General features: G+C 47.2%; 11 protein-coding genes. 7 read left to right on the forward strand and 4 right to left on the reverse strand.

Annotation, left to right across the window (positions count from 1 at the left end; all coding sequences use genetic code 11):
• Positions 1–438: 438 nt before the first annotated feature.
• Both F1593_RS04850 and F1593_RS04855 read right to left on the reverse strand, forming a co-directional pair.
• On the reverse strand, positions 439–2,874 hold the full coding sequence (locus tag F1593_RS04850) for an Eco57I restriction-modification methylase domain-containing protein (RefSeq protein WP_149400419.1): 2,436 nt from the start codon (positions 2,872–2,874) through the stop codon (positions 439–441).
• A 74-nt stretch (positions 2,875–2,948) separates the two neighbouring features.
• Positions 2,949–5,552 (reverse strand): Eco57I restriction-modification methylase domain-containing protein, encoded by a 2,604-nt coding sequence (locus tag F1593_RS04855; protein WP_149400420.1) that lies wholly within the window; start codon positions 5,550–5,552, stop codon positions 2,949–2,951.
• A 183-nt stretch (positions 5,553–5,735) separates the two neighbouring features.
• Here F1593_RS04855 and F1593_RS04860 point away from each other — a divergent pair, with 183 nt between their 5' ends.
• From F1593_RS04860 to pyrF, 7 genes are all read left to right on the forward strand, one after another.
• Entirely contained in the window at positions 5,736–6,515 is a 780-nt protein-coding gene (locus F1593_RS04860; protein WP_216368781.1) for an FKBP-type peptidyl-prolyl cis-trans isomerase, read from the forward strand.
• Between the two features lie 698 nt (positions 6,516–7,213).
• Positions 7,214–8,623 carry a solute carrier family 23 protein gene (locus tag F1593_RS04865; protein ID WP_149400422.1) on the forward strand — a complete coding sequence of 470 codons (1,410 nt, stop codon included), beginning with the start codon at positions 7,214–7,216 and terminating at the stop codon, positions 8,621–8,623.
• A gap of 505 nt (positions 8,624–9,128) precedes the next feature.
• Positions 9,129–10,082 (forward strand): aspartate carbamoyltransferase, encoded by a 954-nt coding sequence (gene pyrB, locus F1593_RS04870; protein ID WP_268907014.1) that lies wholly within the window; start codon positions 9,129–9,131, stop codon positions 10,080–10,082.
• Positions 10,083–10,246: 164 nt separating this feature from the next.
• A complete protein-coding gene (carA, locus tag F1593_RS04875) occupies positions 10,247–11,404 on the forward strand; it encodes a glutamine-hydrolyzing carbamoyl-phosphate synthase small subunit (RefSeq protein WP_235932488.1) in 1,158 nt (385 codons plus the stop codon).
• Entirely contained in the window at positions 11,397–14,603 is a 3,207-nt protein-coding gene (gene carB / locus F1593_RS04880; RefSeq protein ID WP_149400424.1) for a carbamoyl-phosphate synthase (glutamine-hydrolyzing) large subunit, read from the forward strand. The genes carA and carB overlap by 8 nt, the downstream gene beginning before the upstream one ends.
• Positions 14,604–14,684: 81 nt before the next feature.
• Positions 14,685–15,359: a phosphoribosyltransferase family protein gene (locus tag F1593_RS04885; RefSeq protein WP_149400425.1), complete on the forward strand. Its 675-nt coding sequence runs from the start codon at positions 14,685–14,687 to the stop codon at positions 15,357–15,359.
• A gap of 95 nt (positions 15,360–15,454) precedes the next feature.
• A complete protein-coding gene (gene pyrF, locus F1593_RS04890; protein WP_149400426.1) occupies positions 15,455–16,318 on the forward strand; it encodes an orotidine-5'-phosphate decarboxylase in 864 nt (287 codons plus the stop codon).
• Between the two features lie 207 nt (positions 16,319–16,525).
• Here the strand turns inward: pyrF and F1593_RS04895 are convergent, their stop codons facing one another.
• The gene (locus tag F1593_RS04895; RefSeq protein ID WP_149400427.1) at positions 16,526–17,386 is read right to left on the reverse strand and encodes an LLM class F420-dependent oxidoreductase; all 861 of its coding nucleotides are present in this window, start codon (positions 17,384–17,386) and stop codon (positions 16,526–16,528) included.
• A 150-nt stretch (positions 17,387–17,536) separates the two neighbouring features.
• Positions 17,537–19,615, reverse strand: a complete 2,079-nt coding sequence (locus tag F1593_RS04900; protein WP_149400428.1) for an arginine--tRNA ligase — start codon at positions 19,613–19,615, stop codon at positions 17,537–17,539.
• Positions 19,616–19,966: the final 351 nt, after the last annotated feature.

Here is a 19,966-nt window from a genome sequence, read left to right on the forward strand (position 1 = left end):
ATAACGTTTTGTTTTGATACGATCAAAGAAAGCCAACGTTCGTGACATCCTTTGCCTGTAAATATCACCACAATAAGTATATTTGATATTTCCTGTTACACTTTGAATATGCATGAGGCAAAATGATAGACATTCCAATGCATAGTATAATAGTAAATTTTTGGCGCGCTTTTGTCTAGTACCATGCAATGGAAGAGGTAGCTTGCTGTTTGAAAAATTTTATGGTTATCAGCGGCGTCGTCTGGCTGTTTTATCTGATTGGGGATTGTTGAGCATGCTTGTGGGCGCAGGTCTGCCATAGCGCAGACTCTCATCTGGGGAACTGTTGATGCTTCGGGATACATGGAGCGTCTCGGAAAGCGCAGCGCTTTAAGCGGAACGAAATCGATCCCATTGTCTTGCCAAAAGATAGCCGTTCTCTAGAGAGTATTTTGCTGCTCAGAGCAGATCGGTATTTGGCAGGAGACCCATGCGATACTTGATGTCATAGTTGAGGATAAAGTCTAACTCTTCTGGTGTGAAGCCGTAGTGTTGCGCCAGGATGGTATCGATGGCATCAATAATCGTTTTAGATTTCCTGGCATAGATGGTGTAGCTGCCTGTTTGCCCTCGTTTCAAATGTTTGGCATAGCGGCAATAATCTTCCATCAGTTGTTGGCTATAGTGTTGGAGTTGTTGAACGATGGATGGATTATCTGGATAGGTGAACCTGAAGCCAAAGAGCATGTAATCTTTAAGGTTAAAGCTATCAAAGGTGATGGTGTAGTACCACCAGAAGAGGGAACTATTGTAGAGTGCGACAAAGACATCGCGTTCATATCCTTCGCGAAAGAAACACTGTTTATTTGAGGTTGTATGGTACGGCCAGGGGAAATTGACAAAAACTTTCCAGTAAAGTCCGCCCGCAGTACGATAATACATTGTATTGTGATTGGGGATGCGTGAGAGATAGGCGCTGATTGGTTGATGTTGCAGGACTTTACTTAAAATCAAATTCTCACACTGTTGACTAATTTTGGGGTAGTAATGACGATTAAGAGGATCTCGCGGAGCGCTAATCTGATGATAACTTAAGCGTGCAAAGAGCAATGGACGTTGTTCCTGCGCCCATTTGATCAAGTGGGTGCTAAAGCGTTGTTCCTGTCCGTGGGATTTCGTAAGATAGATGGCAGTTGGAATACTGGCAACCTTCCCGCCGGAGAAAAGCATAGAGGGGCGAAAGTGATAAAAGGAGATCCAGCTGACCGGGAACCAGTTGCGAAATATTTCCAGAAATGGTTGCATGTTTTTTGTCGCAAAGGCCGCGAGTGGCAGGATCATACCATGGCGTCCTTGTGGTGAGAGCAATTGTTGACTTCTCTCGACAATACAGGTATAGAGATTAGCACAGACACGGGTATGAAAATGATTGAGCGAATAGGGGAAGGTTTGTTCGGTATATTCGACATATGGAGGGTTCCCAATAATTACAGCAAAACCTCCACCGGCTAATATATCTGTGAATGCTTGCTGCCAGTGTTCCTGTAGGGATGGTGCCTCTAAATGGGAAGAAGTTGGATAGATATCCTGTGGTTGCTGGATATATTCGATGAGTGTGTTGCCTGTGTGAATATTATGATCAATATCAGGTAATGGCTCAATGTCTTCAATCGTTTCGACTTGTGCCAGTAGTTTGAGGAAGAGGTGGAGCTTACAGATTTCAGTTGCCTCTTCCATAATATCAATACCATAAAGGTTGTTGGTAATAATTGTTTTTAAAATGCTATAAGGCCATTGAGATAGTCGGGGGAGCAGAGTGTTCATGGCGTCATGTTTTTGCAGTTGTTCGAGGCAGGCTTCATACAAAGGGAACAGGGTACGAAGCGCGGCAAGCAAGAAGGCACCTGATCCACAGGTGGGATCGAGAATGGTTATGCTGGTTAGTTGTTGATAACAGGCCAGTAATAATGCGGGGTCGGAGAACGAATAGATGACATCGCGAGCAAAGCACGTAATATGTAGATTATACGAAATAAAATCGTCAATTTGTTTTACCTGTCCTGTGCTGAGGCATTCTCGTATTGTGGTATATCTGTTGCGGCGTTGTAGATATTCACGTGGGGTTTCATCAGGTAGATAGTGCGGGCTGGCTATGACCTCAGGAATATAGCGTTCTGGCGTGTTCTGGAGTAATTGCCAGATGGGACTTTCATCTGCAAACGTCGTTGGGATTTTCTGGGCCAGCACATCAAAGAAATAAGGAATGATGGTATTGTTGGCGATATAAGCGGTGGTATCTTCACGCGTGTAGTAAGCTCCCATCTGTTGCTGATTGACATATTGTTCAAAAATGTAGCCCAGAATATCGGGTGTAATGCTGCCTTTTTCCCTGCTGAGTGGTTCATCGAGATGCCAGTGATAGTGGTCGAAGAAAGTAAAAAGACGTTTAAAGGCTGCATCTGGAATGAGCAGTGCAGGCTCACGATATTCAAACTCGCGCAGCGTAAAGAGGTTACTGCCCAGATAGGGAACCTTGCCAAGTCGCGCCACGATATGGGGTGGATGGGTGGGCATGCCTAATCCTTTTTGGAAGAGCAATGGCAGAAATGAGCAATAAAACATATCCCGCCCAATTTCATGACATGTGCGTTGGAGGTGATGGTTAAGATAGTGACGATCACCATCCAAAAAGCCGCGTGTCTGGAGGAAGTAGATAAACATCAGACGGTTCAGCAGCAGAGAGGCCAGTTGCTCCTGTTCTTGTCGTGAGAGTGAACTGTCCTGGAGTTGAAAATGATTCTGAAAGGTTGTCCGTTCCACTTTAAAACGATCATAGAAATGCTTAATGATCTGCTCAATATTCTGAAAAGATGAATAATATCCAGTAGTAAGCATGTCTATGCCTCATTTGACGTAACTATTTTTCGCTTATAATACTGTTTATCCTTTTATTTGTAAAGTAGTCAAGTTTATTTGTTGCATGATTGTTCTCTTCGCTGTTGTCGTTCTATGCGGTGTTTACTATCATAATGAATAATGAAATCTAGTTCCTCTTGCGTGAAAGTATAATAACGTGCCAATATCTCATCGATTTGATCGAGAATCGCTTTGGAATAGTGTATGTGATACTCAGTGATTTCGATCTGGTGTCCTGGTTCTATGCCTGTCTGTGCCTTCTCCTTTCTATTGCGGGTACTAATGCGTGCATGACGAAGCATATCGCTTTCTAATTGGATTGCAAGTTGAGATAACTCTACTGAATGGAGAAGATCTATCGGCAGTGGAAAGTTTTTGACCAGTGCATGTGAAAGATGAAACCCATCTGAATAGGTTGTGAACCAGACGTAGAAGAGAGAACTGTTTAAGAGTGCCATCAGTGTTTGTGCTGTTTGTTGATCATGCAAGAAGAGAAACCGTCCATGAGGAGGAGGCATGATCACTCCATTTTTTTTATAAAAGGGAACATGGCAAATTGCTTTCGTCCAATAATTAGTAGCTTCCTGATAATAGATAAAGTGTGCGGTTGGCTGTCGAGCGATGACATTTCCTATATTTGTTTGTTCGGGATTGTGAACTAGCTTGAGCAGTAAAGTCTCTTGACAGGGAGCTGCTACCTTAGGAAAAACAAATGGGGCGTGCATTACCGCCTGGATCTGTGTGTAATAGAGCAATGGCAGAAGATGGATACGTTCCGCACTATACCAGCGATGTGTTCTGGTAACATAGAGTGCATGTTTGGATGGTTGTTTTTGTGGGTTGGGAGCTCGATGTTGAGCCAGAATGATTGAAATGCGTTGGAAAGCCCCTTCAAAGAGGCGGCTGGGGAAGATCTCAAAGTTTGCCAGCCAGAGCTGTGAGGTGGCATTCAGGAGTTGCTGGCGTAACGGTTCAAAACGCTGGCTACTACACAGGCTTATTGGCACAATAAGCCCCAGGTAGCCTGTGTTGTCCTGACAAAGTGTAAGTGAACGTTCAACGATAGCCGCGTAAATATTGCCACAACTCTTCTCCTCGTAGCCTTGAATCAGATAGATCTGTTTGATCTTGCTGTATTCAAGATAGGGAGGATTACCAATAATGACATCAAAGCCCCCCTTTTGAAAGACCGCTGTAAATGTGTGCTGCCATTGGAAAAGAGCCTGTTCCTCACTTGTCGCTTGTGCTTGCTCTGCCGTTCTGACCAGCGCATTCCCTTCATAAATATTAAAATGTAGGTGTGAAAAGGGGAGAATATCCTTGCTGTATTCTACAGAAGCAAGCAGAGCCATATAGAGGCGTAGCTGACAATGGATAATAGCCTCTGCTGACAGATCAACCCCATAGAGATTGTGGGTAATAATGGTATGGAGAATAAAGTATTGGCGAGTAACATACCGATTTATCCGCGCGATCATTGCCTGACAGGCTAGCTGTGTCTCATTCGCAACGTTTTGCTGATGGTTTGCCTGTCGTTGTTGGGATGAAATTTCATGCTCGCTCATCGTTGTCATAGCTGGCAAAGAAGCCTCTGCCAGAAAGATCTCGATACGTTCAATACAGAGCATGTAGAGAGAGCGTAGGATCTCCATTGCCGCCACTAAAAAGGCTCCTGATCCACATGTAGGATCAAGCACAGTTATCCTTTCAAGCATCTTAAAAAATATCAGTAGAAAATCAAGTTGTTGGCTGGTCATGAGGATATCTAACGTAAAACGTTGCAGATCGAGGTTATAGGTGATAAAATCAGCTATACAATGGACAGAACCAGATTGCAATTGGGCCAGGAGTGTATGATAACGCCGCTGGCGCAGAGTATATTCACGCGCTGTCTCTTCTGGGAGATAGGTTTCCTGTCGTAACGCGGCGTGAATATAGCGGTCAGGATTATCGCTTAATAAGTGCCAGTATGAAGCATGCATATCTGGCGCGTCCAGCAGCTCTTCAGCTACCATCGCAAAGAGACGTGGCAGGATTGTCGCATTGGCAATATAGGTAGCGATGTCCTCTTGTGTATAATACGTCCCTGTTTGCTTCTGATCGCTCTGATGCTCAAAGATGTAAGCGAGAACAGATGGTTGGAGCGTATCTTGTCCAGGGAGCGTCTGTGTATCGAGTTGCCATTGCTGTGAATCAAGGAGTACAAACAGGTGCCGAAATGTGGTATTCGAGAGTACCAATTGTGGATGGCGCAGTTCTAGCGCGACAGGTTGAAATAGTGGAAGTGCTAGCATTGGGAGAGAACCGAGTGGTGAACTCTGGTCTTCTATAAGCTTGTTGCCTTCATACAAGGCACAAAAGAGTGGCAGTAAACATTCACGATAAAAGCAGTTCGGATCGAGACTTTGTTGCATAGATTGCAGGTGATGGGAGAGATAGTGCTTATCATTATCTAGCCATCCACGCGCCTGGAGGAAAAACAGGAAGATGAGGCGGGAGAGCAACAATGTCGTATAGGCATAGTAATCAGCACCTTCTGTGGCACCATGAAATTGACTGAGCAGTAGCGAATGTTCAGACTTATAGTGATGGTAGAATCTTTTACTCTGCTGTTCCGCGCTGAATGGAAAATAGTGAGTATGAGACGACCTGGTCACCTGTATACTCCTGATTCGAGTAGTACTGTAGCTGAGTCTATTGTAGCAAGAATGTCAAGGTAAAGCAATCATTGAGCTTTTCTCCTTTTTATCTCCTCTTGCCAGAAGCTCAAAATAATGATAACCTCGACTTGCTATAATAAAGCCAGCTATCCACAGCTATCCATAGGAGAAAAAAGTTTCGTGACGCAGACGATCAAAAATCAAAAGAATCCTCCACCTGAACGTGGAGGCCGTCCTGGTCAACGCAAGCAAGAGCGCCTGGAACGACAGACACGTCGTCAACGCCGCTTCCGACTGATCCTCAGTGGGGTGGTTGCAGCTATCATTCTGATTGCTGCTTTGACTTATGTTTTGATAGCAGCACGTCAAAGTGAGGATCATGCGCTGCAAGACAACGTGAATGCGACCGCTACTGCAAATGAGGTTGTCATCCAGGCTACACAAACAAGCGTAGCTGCCGCTGCTCAGGCAACGGCTACCGTCCAACAACTTATCAAGGAAAATCCCACTGGACCCGCTACGCCTCCCGCTGTTTCAATCACGCCAACCAAACTGGCGGATGGCCTACAGTACATTGTAGTCAAGCCGGGTAATGGCGCGACCGTATCATCGACCAGTATCGTCTCGGTTGAATATACCGGTTGGGTTCAGAGCACCGGCAAGAAATTTGATAGTAGTTATGATCATGGTGGTTCAACCTTTCCTGTCTCGCTTGGCCTCTCTCAAGTCATTAAAGGTTGGGATGAAGGACTGGTTGGGATGAAAATTGGTGAGACGCGCCGTTTAATTATTCCACCTACTCTGGGTTATGGCGCCAATGATGAGAAGGACCAAAGCGGGAAAATTGTCATCCCCAAAAACTCTACTCTTATTTTTGATGTAACCGCGGTGGGCTTTGGCGATGCTGCTGCCGCAACAGCGACCGCTGCCGCCAGTGCTGCTTCTGGAGCACAAAATTAATTTAACACGGTTCTTTGTAGATAAGGACAGTACGAATAGTGACCGTTTGGTGGTATCTACTACAACGGAAGCTGTCAGTGCTGTCCTCTTATGCTATTTTGGATAAACAAGAGAAAGCGGATATTGGTCATTTACTGTTTATCACGACGAAAGCCTTTTCACTTGAGCCCCATAAAGGGAATCCAGCTAAGGATTTGAAATTCAGCGTGATGGGCGTGTATTTGTTTCTGTTGAGCGTGCTGCATCGGCCATCGAGGTTACGATTGCTGGTGTTGCCTGTGCGGTTGCTCAATATAGAATCTCATTAGGCGATGAGATAGAAGCACTACATGGTTGAGCTTGTTTTAGCATATATGGAATTGATTGTAGTGTATATATAGCTAATATATCCATAGTGGCTTTTGTAAAGCTTGACTTTTAGATAGGGAGCACGTATACTTTCACAAGTTTCCGCCATATTCTAGCCCTACGTCGTGTTAACGAAAGGTTTCCTGTATTTATGTTTCTGTGTATTGGACAGAATGAGTATGCATACAGCTGCAGCACATCGCTTATGCCGCCCGTCCCACAAAAGGCGGAGTGGAGGCATTGCAGTTGGTGGCACGACGTGGTTTTATCTCTCATCCCTCTGCTGGATGAGTTTTTTTTTGTCCCATAGCCCTGCAATTATTTTGAGACAGTGATGAGAGGAACGTTTGATGGGTGTATTAAAGAACAATCATAGGGTTGTAGCTGAGGAGCAGAGGTCGAAGTCATATTTTCCGCAGTGGAAGGTGAAGACCAGTGGTATTGTTGGTCCTGATGAGCGTCTGCCCTGGGGTCCAACTATCCTGGTGGGATTACAACACGTACTGGCAATGTTTGGCTCGACCGTCTTTGCGCCCCTGGCAATGGGTTTTGATCCTAATACTGCCATTTTTTTCTCTGGTATCGGCACCTTGATTTTCTTTTTGATCGTGGGTGGGCGTGTGCCAAGCTACCTTGGATCAAGTTTTGCCTTTATTGGCGTAGTGGTAGCTGCGACAGGATATCACGCAACAGCAGGCGGATTGAATCCTAATATTCCAGTAGCTCTGGGAGGTATTGTTACCGTCGGTATTATTTATGCGATTGTGGCAATTATTGTCATACTGGTAGGTTCAAAATGGGTTGAAGTACTCATGCCACCGGTTGTCACAGGTGCGGTGGTCGCTTCTATAGGTTTAAATCTGGCTGGTGCTGCGATTGGGCAGGCGACTGGCAGTGCCTTTGCGGGCTGGATGGCGGCTGTGACTGTGATCGCGGTAGCAATGGTCGCTGTCTATGCTCCAGGCTCTCTACGTCGCTTATCCATTTTGATTGGCGGTATTATTGGCTATGTCGTCAATCTTATTCTTTCGCTGGTTGGCATCGGGCCGCATTTCGATTTCTCTAAAGTGAGCGCTGCAGCCTGGATTGGTTTGCCGCATTTCGAGACGCCAAAATTCACAGGGAGCGCCATGACCCTAATCGCTCCGGTGGTCATCATCCTGATCGCTGAGAATATTGGGCATGTGCGGGCGGTTTCTTCGATGACTGACCGTAATTTAGATAAATATCTAGGACGAGCCTTTCTGGGTGATGCGGTTGCCACCGTGGTTGCAGGCTCAGGTGGTGGTACTGGTGTGACGACCTATGCTGAAAATATTGGTGTGATGGCGGTAACGCGGATCTATTCGACGCTTATCTTTGTGGTTGCCAGCGCGGTTGCGATTTTGCTGGGTTTTTGTCCCAAATTTGGTGCGATTATCAGTACAATTCCCACTGGTGTCTTTGGGGGACTGTCGATTGTCCTCTTTGGTTTGATTGCGATCTCTGGTGCCCGTATCTGGGTTGAAAATAAAGTTGATTTTTCGAAGAGCCGCAATCTGTTGACCGCTGGCGTGTCAGTGATCATTGGATCTGGTATGGTGGGGGGCATTGTTGTCAAATTTGGGAATATCACCTTTGATGGCATTGGCGTAGCGACCTTTTCAGCGATTGTACTCTATCAGATATTACGAGAGCGCACAGCCTTACCTGAAGAGGCTACAGCGGCCGATGCTGCTGTTGGGGTCGATCCTACTGCTGAGTCCGATGCACGACTCTAGCGTGCGTTTATAGACTTCTTTGCCCCTATGGAGATCAATACCTTGCTCTTTAGCATAGTGCATATGGTGGTTATCTCCATAGGGAAAAGAATAAACATAGTGAAAATAACTTGACAGAGATAATTTGTGTAGAGTATACTCGTAACAATTTGAATTGGTTCCCAATAAATTTCATACAAAGGACACGGCATCATCATGGGTAAAAGGCTACGAGATATCAACATTGCACAGCAAAAGATATTTCGTCTATTCCATTTCCATGAAGGTCCCGGTAATGTTTCTTTAGAAGAACTATTTTTCCTCATTCCTTTTATTTCAGGGGGTGAGGAATTTTTTTGCGCGTGCATGATTCGATAGTAGAAGGATCGTTTTTTCTTCTGTTAAGCATTCACAAGGCATTGTTGAATGAGCAGGAAGAAAAGGATGACCTGTCAACCTGTTGTTGTAACTGATCGTGGGAGGTTTTATGTACCAAGTTACGTCTCGTCCGCAGCCTGAGGTCCCGATGATTCATGGTTGTTTTCAGGGCAAGGATATCGTTTCTTTGGATCAATTTTCCGTAGATGATCTCAGTATTCTGTTCAATGTTACAGGAAAAATGAAGCAGATCGCGGTGAATAATGAGCCTTCTCGCATCTTAGAAGGGTTGCTAGTTGCCCTGCTCTTTTTTGAGCCCTCAAGTCGCACCTTCAGTTCCTTTGCCGCTGCCGTCAAGCGTCTGGGGGGACAGACATTAGAAATGCAGAATCCTGAAGCGGTGTCTTCGGTCACAAAAGGCGAAACCTTTGAGGATACTATTCGAGTTATCGAGGCGTACTCAAACGCTATTATTCTACGGCATCGCATTTCTGGTGCCGCCAAACAGGCTGCCAGGGCTGCTGAAGATGTGCCCGTGATCAATGCAGGTGATGGGAACAACGAACATCCTACACAAACGCTGCTGGACCTGTACACGCTCTATGAGCGCTTTGGTCGCCTGGATAATATAACCGGCATGATGGCTGGTGATGCATTGAATAGCCGTACCATTCATTCATTGTTGCGAGGGCTATCGCTCTTCGGCAACAATACCATGTATATTCTTTCACCAAATCAGTTGAGCCTGTCACGCGACGAAGTTGTGAGCTTGCAGGATCGCGGTTTACGGTTGATTGAGATACATAATGAGCGCGAAATCCCGCATGATTGTGATTTCTGGTACTGGACGCGCATTCAAAAAGAACGTTTCTCTTCTGCCGAGGAATATCAGCAGGCACAACACGAAATTGTAATTGCGACCCCTGAATTGCTCAAGACCTACGCGAAGAAAGATATGATCCTGATGGACCCTTTGCCACGCGTAGAATCGGTTGACCCGGCGGTTGATGCAGATGAGCGGGCGGTTTATTTACGGTCTCAAATTAGAAATGGTCTTTATACACGTATGGCGCTGCTGGCGCTGGTATTGGGACGTATCTAGTGGAACGTATAGAGAAGAAGGAAGCGCTGTTTTTTTATCTTTCTTAATTGATAAAGAGTAATAGTTACGTAGTCAGTACACATGTATGCCGCTCCTATCGGCGCGCGATTGTCGAATTAGCGAGCGGATTTTTCTGGAAAAATATTGGAATCTGAGAGGATCACATGCACAATAAAAATGTCTCTGGCAACCTGCTTGAGGCAACCTCGTCGCCCATAGCCGTTGAACAAGATGCGGCTCACCGTGCGATGTTGATTGCGAATCAGCCTACTTATGGTGCACTTGTCTTAGAAGATGGAACACGTTTTGAGGGCATTTCATTTGGATATCATGGGGCGATATCCGGTGAAGTTGTGTTCTGTACTGGTATGGTTGGATATCCCGAGGCGCTCACCGATGCTTCATTTTCCGGGCAGATCTTGACCATGACCTTTCCGATTATCGGGAACTATGGTGTGCCTGATAAAGCACTCTGGGAAGATGATCATATTCATATTGCCGGATTGATTGTGTCCAATTATGTGGATACTCCTTCCCATCCTCAGAGCAAAATGAGCCTGGGAGAATGGTTACAGCGCGAAGGGGTACCAGCCCTGGAGATCAAGGATACCCGTCTATTAACGCAGCATATTCGCAATCATGGTGCGATGCTGGGGAAGATCGTGTTTGATGAGGACATTCCTTTCCACGATCCGAATATTGAGAATCTGGTGGCGCGTGTCTCCGGGACAGAGGTACGGCACAATGGCGAGGGCGATACGACGATTGTCCTGATCGACTGTGGCGCGAAACAGAATATTGTGCGGAGCCTGGTCGCCAGAAATGTGCATGTCGTGACGATACCCTGGGATTATGATCTTTTTTCAGAGGAGCGACCTTTTGATTTTGATGGTATTCTGATATCAAACGGGCCGGGTAATCCAAAGATGGCGGCTCAAGCTGTTGAGACTGTACGTATGGCGATGGAGCGCAATATTCCGACCATGGGTATTTGCCTGGGACATCAGATTCTCTCGCTGGCAGCGGGAGGGGATACTTACAAATTGAAGTTCGGCCATCGCAGTCAGAATCAGCCAGCAATCATGTGTGGTACCAAACGATGCTATATCACGACGCAGAATCACGGTTTCGCGGTTGGGACTGTACCACCAGATTTTGAACCCTGGTTTGTCAATGCAAACGATGGAAGCAATGAAGGGATCAAGCATCATGAGCGTCCCTTCTTTTCTGTACAGTTTCATCCCGAGGCCGCTCCTGGTCCTGAGGATACCGATTGGCTTTTTGACTACTTTCTGGAGAAAGTGAGAGGCGAAAATGACTAAACCAGGCAAGGTTCTGGTGCTTGGTGCTGGTGCACTGAAAATTGGACAATCCGGCGAATTTGACTATTCTGGATCACAAGCGCTAAAGGCCTTAAAAGAAGAGGGAATTGCGACCGTTCTGGTCAATCCCAATATTGCAACCATTCAGACATCGAAGGAGATGGCGGATAAGGTCTACTTCCTTCCGGTCACACCCTTCTTTGTCGAAAAGATCATTGCGAAAGAGCGCCCGGATGGTATTCTGCTTGCCTTCGGTGGTCAAACGGCTCTGAACTGCGGTATTGCTCTGCATCGCAATGGTGTGCTGGAAAAATATGACGTGCAAATTCTCGGCACACCTGTTTCAGCGATTATTCTGACCGAAGATCGACAGGCGTTCGCCGAACATCTGGGCAAGATTTCGATCCCCACGCCGCAGAGCCGCACCGCCGAGACATTGGCCGATGCACTGGTGATTGGGGAAGAGATTGGCTTTCCTGTCATGGTGCGCGCAGGTTTTGCTCTGGGAGGTCAGGGATCTGGCATTGCGAAAGATCGCGCGCACCTGGAGCATATTGTCAATGGTGCTCTGGCCTTTGCGCCGCAGGTCTTGATCGAGCAATATCTGCACCACTATAAAGAGGTGGAATACGAGGTGGTACGTGATGCCTACGACAACTGTATCACCGTCTGTAATATGGAAAATATGGACCCCCTGGGCATCCATACGGGTGAGTCTATCGTGATTGCGCCCAGCCAGACTCTGACCAATGCTGAATATCATATGTTGCGTTCAGCCGCTGTAAAGATCGTGCGCAGCCTGGGCATTGTGGGCGAGTGTAACGTACAGTACGCTTTAAATCCAGAGACTTCACAGTATTCTGTGATCGAAGTGAATGCGCGTCTGTCGCGTAGCTCTGCTCTGGCAAGTAAGGCCACCGGCTATCCTCTGGCCTACGTGGCGGCGAAACTGGCGCTGGGTTATGCTTTGACAGATATTACGAATCGTATTACAGGTGTCACGAGAGCATGCTTCGAGCCCAGTCTGGATTATGTGGTCGTAAAAATTCCACGTTGGGATCTGGATAAATTTAAAGGCGTTGATGAGACGATTGGCACCGGCATGAAGTCCGTTGGCGAGGTGATGGGAATTGGCCGTACCTTTGAAGAGGCCTATCAAAAAGCCATTCGCATGCTGGATCTGGATTTTGAAGGGGCGACCTCAGAAAAGATCTTTGCTCAAAGCAACGAATCAGTCGAAGAGGTGATTGGACGATATCTATATACGCCAACTCCGAAGCGTATGTTTGCCTTGCCTCTCTCAATGCGCAATGGTTATAGCCTTGAGCAGATCCATGAGATCACCGGCATCGACCTCTGGTTCTTGCAGCGTATCAAGCATGTGGTGGATCTTGAAGCCCAATTGCAGGCCAGTTCAACCTTAACTGAACCTTTCTTGAGGACATTAAAGCAGGCTGGCATTTCAGACAGGCGTATTGGTGAGCTTCTGGATCTGGATGAATTAGAGATACGGGCCATTCGTAAGCAGGCGGGTGTTGTGCCCAGCGTGTTCCAGATTGATACTCTGGGTGCGGAATTTCCGTCTGAGACGAATTATCTCTATACCACCTACAATGGGCAGCATGATGATGTCACGCCCCTGGGTGAGGTTGGGGTAATTGTGATCGGCTCTGGCTCCTATCGGATTGGCTCTTCCGTCGAATTTGACTGGACCTCGGTGAGTACTGTAAAGGCCCTTCATAAATATCAGAAACGTTCAATCATTATCAACTGTAATCCAGAGACTGTCTCGACCGATTATGATATCTCAAATCGCCTCTATTTTGAGGAATTGACATTTGAGCGCATCGCGGACATCTGCGAGTTTGAATCTCCCTCAGGGGTGATTGTTTCTGTCGGTGGGCAGACTCCAAACAATCGCGCTCGTGCCTTGCAGCAGTATGGGTTCCACTTATTGGGTACCGATGCCAATGATATTGATCGTGCTGAAGATCGCAATAAGTTCTCGGCACTGCTTGACTCGTTGGATATCCGCCAGCCTGAATGGAATAGCTTTACCGATCTGGCTGATCTAGAATTGTTTTCTGAGCGGGTTGGCTTCCCGGTGCTGGTACGCCCTTCTTATGTACTGTCGGGTAGCGCTATGAAGGTTTGTTATGACCAGCAGCAACTCGAACAATATGTTCAGGAGGCTGCTGCAGTCTCGCCGGAGCATCCCGTCACGGTCTCCAAATTTATGCGTCAGGTAAAGGAGATTGAGTTAGACGCGGTCGCGCAACGTGGTGAGGTCAAAGCCTTCGTTATCTCTGAGCATATCGAGAATGCGGGTGTCCACTCTGGCGATGCCACAATTGTCTTGCCCCCGCAGACCTTGAATCAAGAAACGATGGCCCGAATTGAAAAGGTTGGACGTGCGGTCGCGCAGGCCTTGCGGATCACTGGTCCCTTCAACATGCAGTTCCTGGCCAAAGATAATCAGGTCTATGTGATTGAAGTCAATCTGCGTGCCTCGCGCACCTTCCCTTTTATCTCGAAGATCACCGGCGTCAATTTCATCGAACTGTTTGTCGATGCCCTGTTCCAGGAGAATATTCCCGCAGTTAAGATACCAAAGCTGAACTTTACCGCCATCAAGGCACCACAGTTTTCCTTCTCACGCCTGACTGGTGCTGATCCGGTCTTACGTGTGGAAATGGCATCGACTGGAGAGGTTGCCTGCTTTGGGGAAGATGTCGAAGAGGCCTATCTCAAAGCTATTCTGGCAACTGGCGGTTCCATTCCGAAAAAGGGTATCTTCATCAGTCTGGGTGGAGATGAGAAAAAGGCGAAATTCCTGGCGAGCGTTCGCTTATTAGCCTCATTGAATGTTCCACTCTATGCAACTGAAAAGACCAGCCAGTTTTTGCGTGAGCATGGTGTAGAAACCACGATGCTGTATAAAATACATGAAGAAAAATCACCGAACGTCCTGACTTACTTTGCGGATAACAAGATTGATCTGGCGATTAATATTGTTGAGGGTCATGTGCAGAAAGCCGTGGATGATGATTATGCGATGCGCCGCTATGCTGTTGATCATAACATCCACTTATTCACAAAACTAAAGCAAGCACGTCTCTTCATCAAAGCAGTGGTGGAGAAAGATCTGGCGACTATTCCCATCAAGTCGTGGGATGAGTATCTAGATACATCATTGTAATGGTACGGGTGATCATCGATCAGATCAATATGGAAAGAATGTTGGAGGTCCGCGAGAGTAGCGCATCTCCAGGAGTAACCCATGGAACAAGGTACAACGCGTAAAAACGATCCAATGATTATGCAATTATTCGCGAATGTGAACGCGATCGTTGAAGATAGCCATTTTGTGTACAGTTCTGGACGACATAGTTCAGTTTATGTGAACAAAGATGCTCTCTATCTGCATACGGGAGTGATTGCCAGATTGGCACAACTGATGGCTCAGCCTTATCAGGCTGATCAAATTGATGTTGTGGTCGGCCCGGTGATTGGAGGAGTCATCCTTTCACAGTGGGTGGCTTCCCATCTCAATCAACGTCGTACTTCTGGAGAGACGCTGGCCGTTTTTGCGGAAAAGGGCAGCGATAGCCTGGATAAGCAGTTTGCTTTTAACCGTGGCTATGATCGTTATATAGCAGACAAGAACATCCTGGTTGTCGAGGATGTTCTTACCACCGGTGGTTCCGTTCATCAAGTTGTGGATCTGGTGCGACGCCATGGTGGCAACATGATTGGGATCAGTGCACTTTGCAATCGTGGCAATGTACAGCCTAAAGATGTGGGTGATGTCCCTATTCATTCACTGATTGAGTTGTCTCTGCAGACGTATAGTGAGACCGAATGTCCTTTCTGTCAGCAGGACGTTCCGGTGAATACAGTACTTGGGAAGGGACGGGCTTTTCTGGCGCGTCAGAAAGCTCAGGCGCAATCCTAAATAGTGTTGCATAGCTGCAAGGTGTGGCTTTGTCGATCCGATGATGCTGACAAATAACGCCTTGCCGCTATGAGTAGCCAGGAGATAAGATTCTGATGATCAAAGCGCAACCATTACAGCTAGCAACCTCTTTTCGCGCTCAACTTGAGCAGCGCTGGCAACGTGGTAATTTCGTCTGTGTCGGTTTAGATCCTGAATATGAGCGCTTACCAGTCAGCGTTAAAGAAGGGCGTACGCCAGAAGAGGCGCTGTACTTCTTTGCACGTGAAATCATTGATGCTACACATGATCTGGCCTGTGCCTATAAGCCAAACAGTGCTTTTTATGAGGCCCTGGGTGTTGCTGGCATGCGTGCTTTAGAGCGGATCGTGGCTTATTGTAAAGAGCACTATCCTGAAATCCCGGTGATTTTGGATGCTAAACGTGCTGATATTGGCAATACCAATCATGGGTATATCACTGCCGCTTTTGATCTGATGCACGTGGATGCTATTACTGTACATCCTTATCTGGGAAAGGAAGCATTGACACCATTTCTGAACCGCAAGGATAAAGGCGTGATCGTGCTGGCTAAAACCTCCAATCCTGGCTCTGGCGAGTTGCAGAATTTACTGGTTGGAGAGGCTCAGGAGCCACTCTATCTGCTGGTTGCGCGCAACGTTGCGCAGCATTGGAATGAGCATGGCAATTGCGCGCTGGTAGTAGGAGCCACCTATCCTGAAGAACTGCGCAGGGTCCGTGAAGTAGTTGGTGACGTGCCACTGCTTATCCCTGGTATTGGCGCGCAGGGTGGTGATGTCGCAGCAACCGTCCAGGCTGGTAAAGATAGCCGTGGCTGGGGAATGATAATCAACTCCTCGCGTGGTATTATTTATGCTTCATCGGGTGCTGATTTTGCGCAGGCAGCCAGAAAAGCGACCGAGGCACTGCATCTCGAAATCAACAGCCACCGTGCGTAAAACCAGCACGTCTCTATATTGGTAGCAAAAGAGCGAGGACGACATTCTTTTGTTATTTACAGAATGTCGTCCTCGCTCTTTATTCGTCATTTAAGAGAAAATGAAGAAATAGCAATAATATTGTATACTTCTACGCCAGAAGAGCGAGGGCAACAAGTGGGTAGGTTGCTTCTCGCTCTTCTATCGTATTTGGTGTAGCCTTTTAGATTACGCGTTAGTGTTTGTCAGCGGCTCCACGATTTCTGTAACGAGGCGGTGTACGATCCCGGCTGGATAGGGAGGACGCAGGTTAAGCACGATGTGATTTGCCCCGACGTTAATGAGCTTTTGTATTGCTTCGCGTGTCTCCTGAAGATTGTTGGGATTGATGACAATCTGGATCGAACGGGCAATTTCGGCGGGATTGCGACCAATGGCGGCACAATGCTCATCCAGAATGGCGCTTTTATGTTTGAAGTCTTCAGGCGTGCCACCTGGGATATTCCAGATATTGGCGTATTTAGCGACAATGCGTAAGGTGAGTTTTTCGCCCCCGCCTCCTATGACAAAAGGTGGATAGGGCTTCTGTACTGGTTTCGGTTCGCAATACGCGTCTTTAATTTGATAATAGCGGCCCTCGAAGGTCGGCGCTGCCTCAGTCCACATGCGTTTAATAATTTCGCATGCCTCTTCCAGGCGTCGCAGGCGCTCGCCAGGCTTGTAGAGCGGAATACCATAAGCTTCATGTTCCGCCTCATTCCATCCGGCTCCGATTCCGAAGTCAAGTCGGCCTTTTGAGATAATATCGACAGTAGCCGCAATGTTGGCGAGTACGGCAGGATGGCGATAGGTATTGCCGGTAACCATTAAACCCAGACGAATCCGTTTGGTTACAGCGGCCAGCGCGGAGAGAACCGTCCAACCCTCCAGGCAGGGACCATTCAAGTCGCCTGAGAGCGGAAAGAAGTGATCGAATAGCCAGGCGTGTTCCAGGGTAGGTTCCGCGTCAGCGTCTTGCCAGATAGACAGCATATCCTCATAGGTTGTCCACTGGGGAGCAGTTTTAATGCCAAAGCTGAGATGCGACATCGCAAAAATACTCTCTTTCATGTAGTAGGTACTATACGGATTCTGTTTTTAGTCTACCTCACATATCTACCACATGCAAGGATACATCTATTGGAGAAAAGAAAAGGCGAGACTATCGTAGTCTCGCCTGAGTTTGTTTAAAATGCGAACTTAGATACGTTCTAATGGTTTGAATCCAAGTACGCGTAAGACGTTACCCATAGTCTGGGTAGTAGCCTGCACCAGGAAGGCGCGAAATGCTTTTACCTGTTCATCAGTTTCTTTGAGCATGGGTGGTGTATGCTCATAGAAGTCGCTAAAGTGTGCCGCCAGATCATAGGCATATGAAGCGAGCAGGGATGGAGCGAGTTGTTCAGTATACTCGGCCAGGCGGCGGGGATAGACGTCGATGTGACGTAGCAGATCCCATTCGCTCTGCTCTAACTGTGCTGGTAGCTGCTCCAATCTGGCTGGAATCTCATAGCCAGCGTCCTGGAGACGGCGCAGAATGCTATTCGCACGGGCGTAAGCATACTGTAAGTAGACGCCTGTATCACCGTTAGGACGCAGTACGTCATCCATATCCAATGTAATGATCTGTTGTAGATTAAAGCGGATCATAAAGTAACGAATCGCAGAAGCAGCCAGCAAGGTAGCTGTCTCGGGCGGAAGGTCAGCTTTATTATCCTGTTTACGTACCTCTTGCATACGAGCAATAGCTGCATTGATGAGATCATCGGCCTTAATCTCGATACCTTTGCGCCCCGACATGGCATAATATTCGCGTCCATCGGAAGTATCAATGCCCAATTGTGCCGCTGTAGCAGCTGAAAGCGTCACGACTTCATAGGCCAGATGTTTCGAATTGTCGGCCTGTTCTTCGTAGCCCAGTCGGCGCAGGCTTTCATAGACAACCTGTTGCAGGTAGGACTGGCGTACGTCGATCACATTGATGACACGTTTGGCATGTCCAAATTTCGTAGTGGGAGCTTCATCGGTCACAATTTGTAACTGAGGATCATGCGGCGTGCGCATCGTCCACAGCTTACGTCCATCGTATTGGATGCCCCAGGGGACGAAGTGGAAATCTACACCAAGTTGATCGGCCAGACCAAATTTCCATAATTGGTACGCAATATCTTTCGCGGTATAGGTAGCCGTGCCATCACTACGGACCAGGATTTTATCGCTACTGCGGTCACCTTCGTTGGTCTGGGTATCTCCATCGCCAAACGGCAGAATCCAGCAACCAGCGGCATGGCCTGTTTCGGGCTTTTCAAGTAGCCCGCGTGACTTCAGCATCTCGAAAGTATGTTGCCAGAGACCTGCATGCAAAATGGCAGATTCCCATGGCAATATATCATAGGAGATATTGAGACGTGACATGGTCTTTAAATGTGCCTGTACAATTTTATGTGAAAGTTCAGCGGCCATCACTGGATAATTTGTGCCCGAGGCTGACTTTTCTCCATGCTCAATGGCATGGAGCACTTCTTTGCGCAGGTGGGCAGTCATCTGTCCCTGTTCGGTTTCTTTTTCGTCATAGATTTTGCTGACGGTCGTATAGACACGTGAGCAGTAGTAGTCAAATGACTCATCGGCTTGCTGCTCATTGCCGCCTGGAATATTTACCAGACCTTTTTTCAGCATCTCAAAGCCTACAACAACATCTGCCACCTGCACGCCGGAATCATCAATATAATTGTCAGCTTCAACCTGGTAGCCCTGAGAGCGCAGCATACGTACAACAGTATCCCCGATACATGAGTTACGCAAATGACCAACGTGAGCTGCTTTGTTGCTATTAATATTTGTGTGCTCAACAATTACTTTCGTGCCAATGCCGAGTGTCTGCTGACCAAAATCAGCGCCCGCCTCAAGCACACGATCGATAATCTGTTGACCAACTACAGGGCGATTTAAACGGAAATTGAGATAGCCAGGCTTGGTGGCGGTGATTTCCTGAATGACTGCCTGTGAGTTTGCCTGGAGGATGGTTTGCATGGCCTCGGCAATTTTTAAAGGTGGTCGTTTGAGTTTGCCAGACCAGGCCATTACAGGGATAGAATAATCTCCGAAGCTGGCTTGTGCTGAGAGTCGTAGATCAATTGGTAATTGTGTCGCGTCTATACTGCTCTGTTCCTGTTCGAGATAGGTAGCGACCGCTTGTTGCATGATGCCGGTAATATAGGTATGTATATCTTGCGGCGTTGAATCGGTCATAAATTGTGCCTCACTAGATACTGTCATCAATCCCTCTCTTCAACCTGGATGTTGCCCATTACTATAGCGTAGGTTGTCTCTGTGGTCAAGCGCTGATGGGTACTGCATCCATTGTATACCGCAGGAATATCCTCTCCTTTAATCAATCTATGGGATACTGATGCCTCTCTACTCTCCAATATGAAAGCGGGCTAACAGTTTCTGCTGTCTGTTACCCACATTTTTGGAGTGAAGAAATGATAGAATAGAAGAAAGGAAAAATGAAGAAAAGAGAGAGAGAGAAGAAAAAATGGAGCAAGAGCGCATACAAACCGCTGAACAGTGGGCCGTCCTGAACTATGGGACAGCATTGCTGGCTGATACACGACACACCGCCCG

Source organism: Dictyobacter arantiisoli (assembly GCF_008326305.1).
GTDB lineage: Bacteria > Chloroflexota > Ktedonobacteria > Ktedonobacterales > Ktedonobacteraceae > Dictyobacter > Dictyobacter arantiisoli.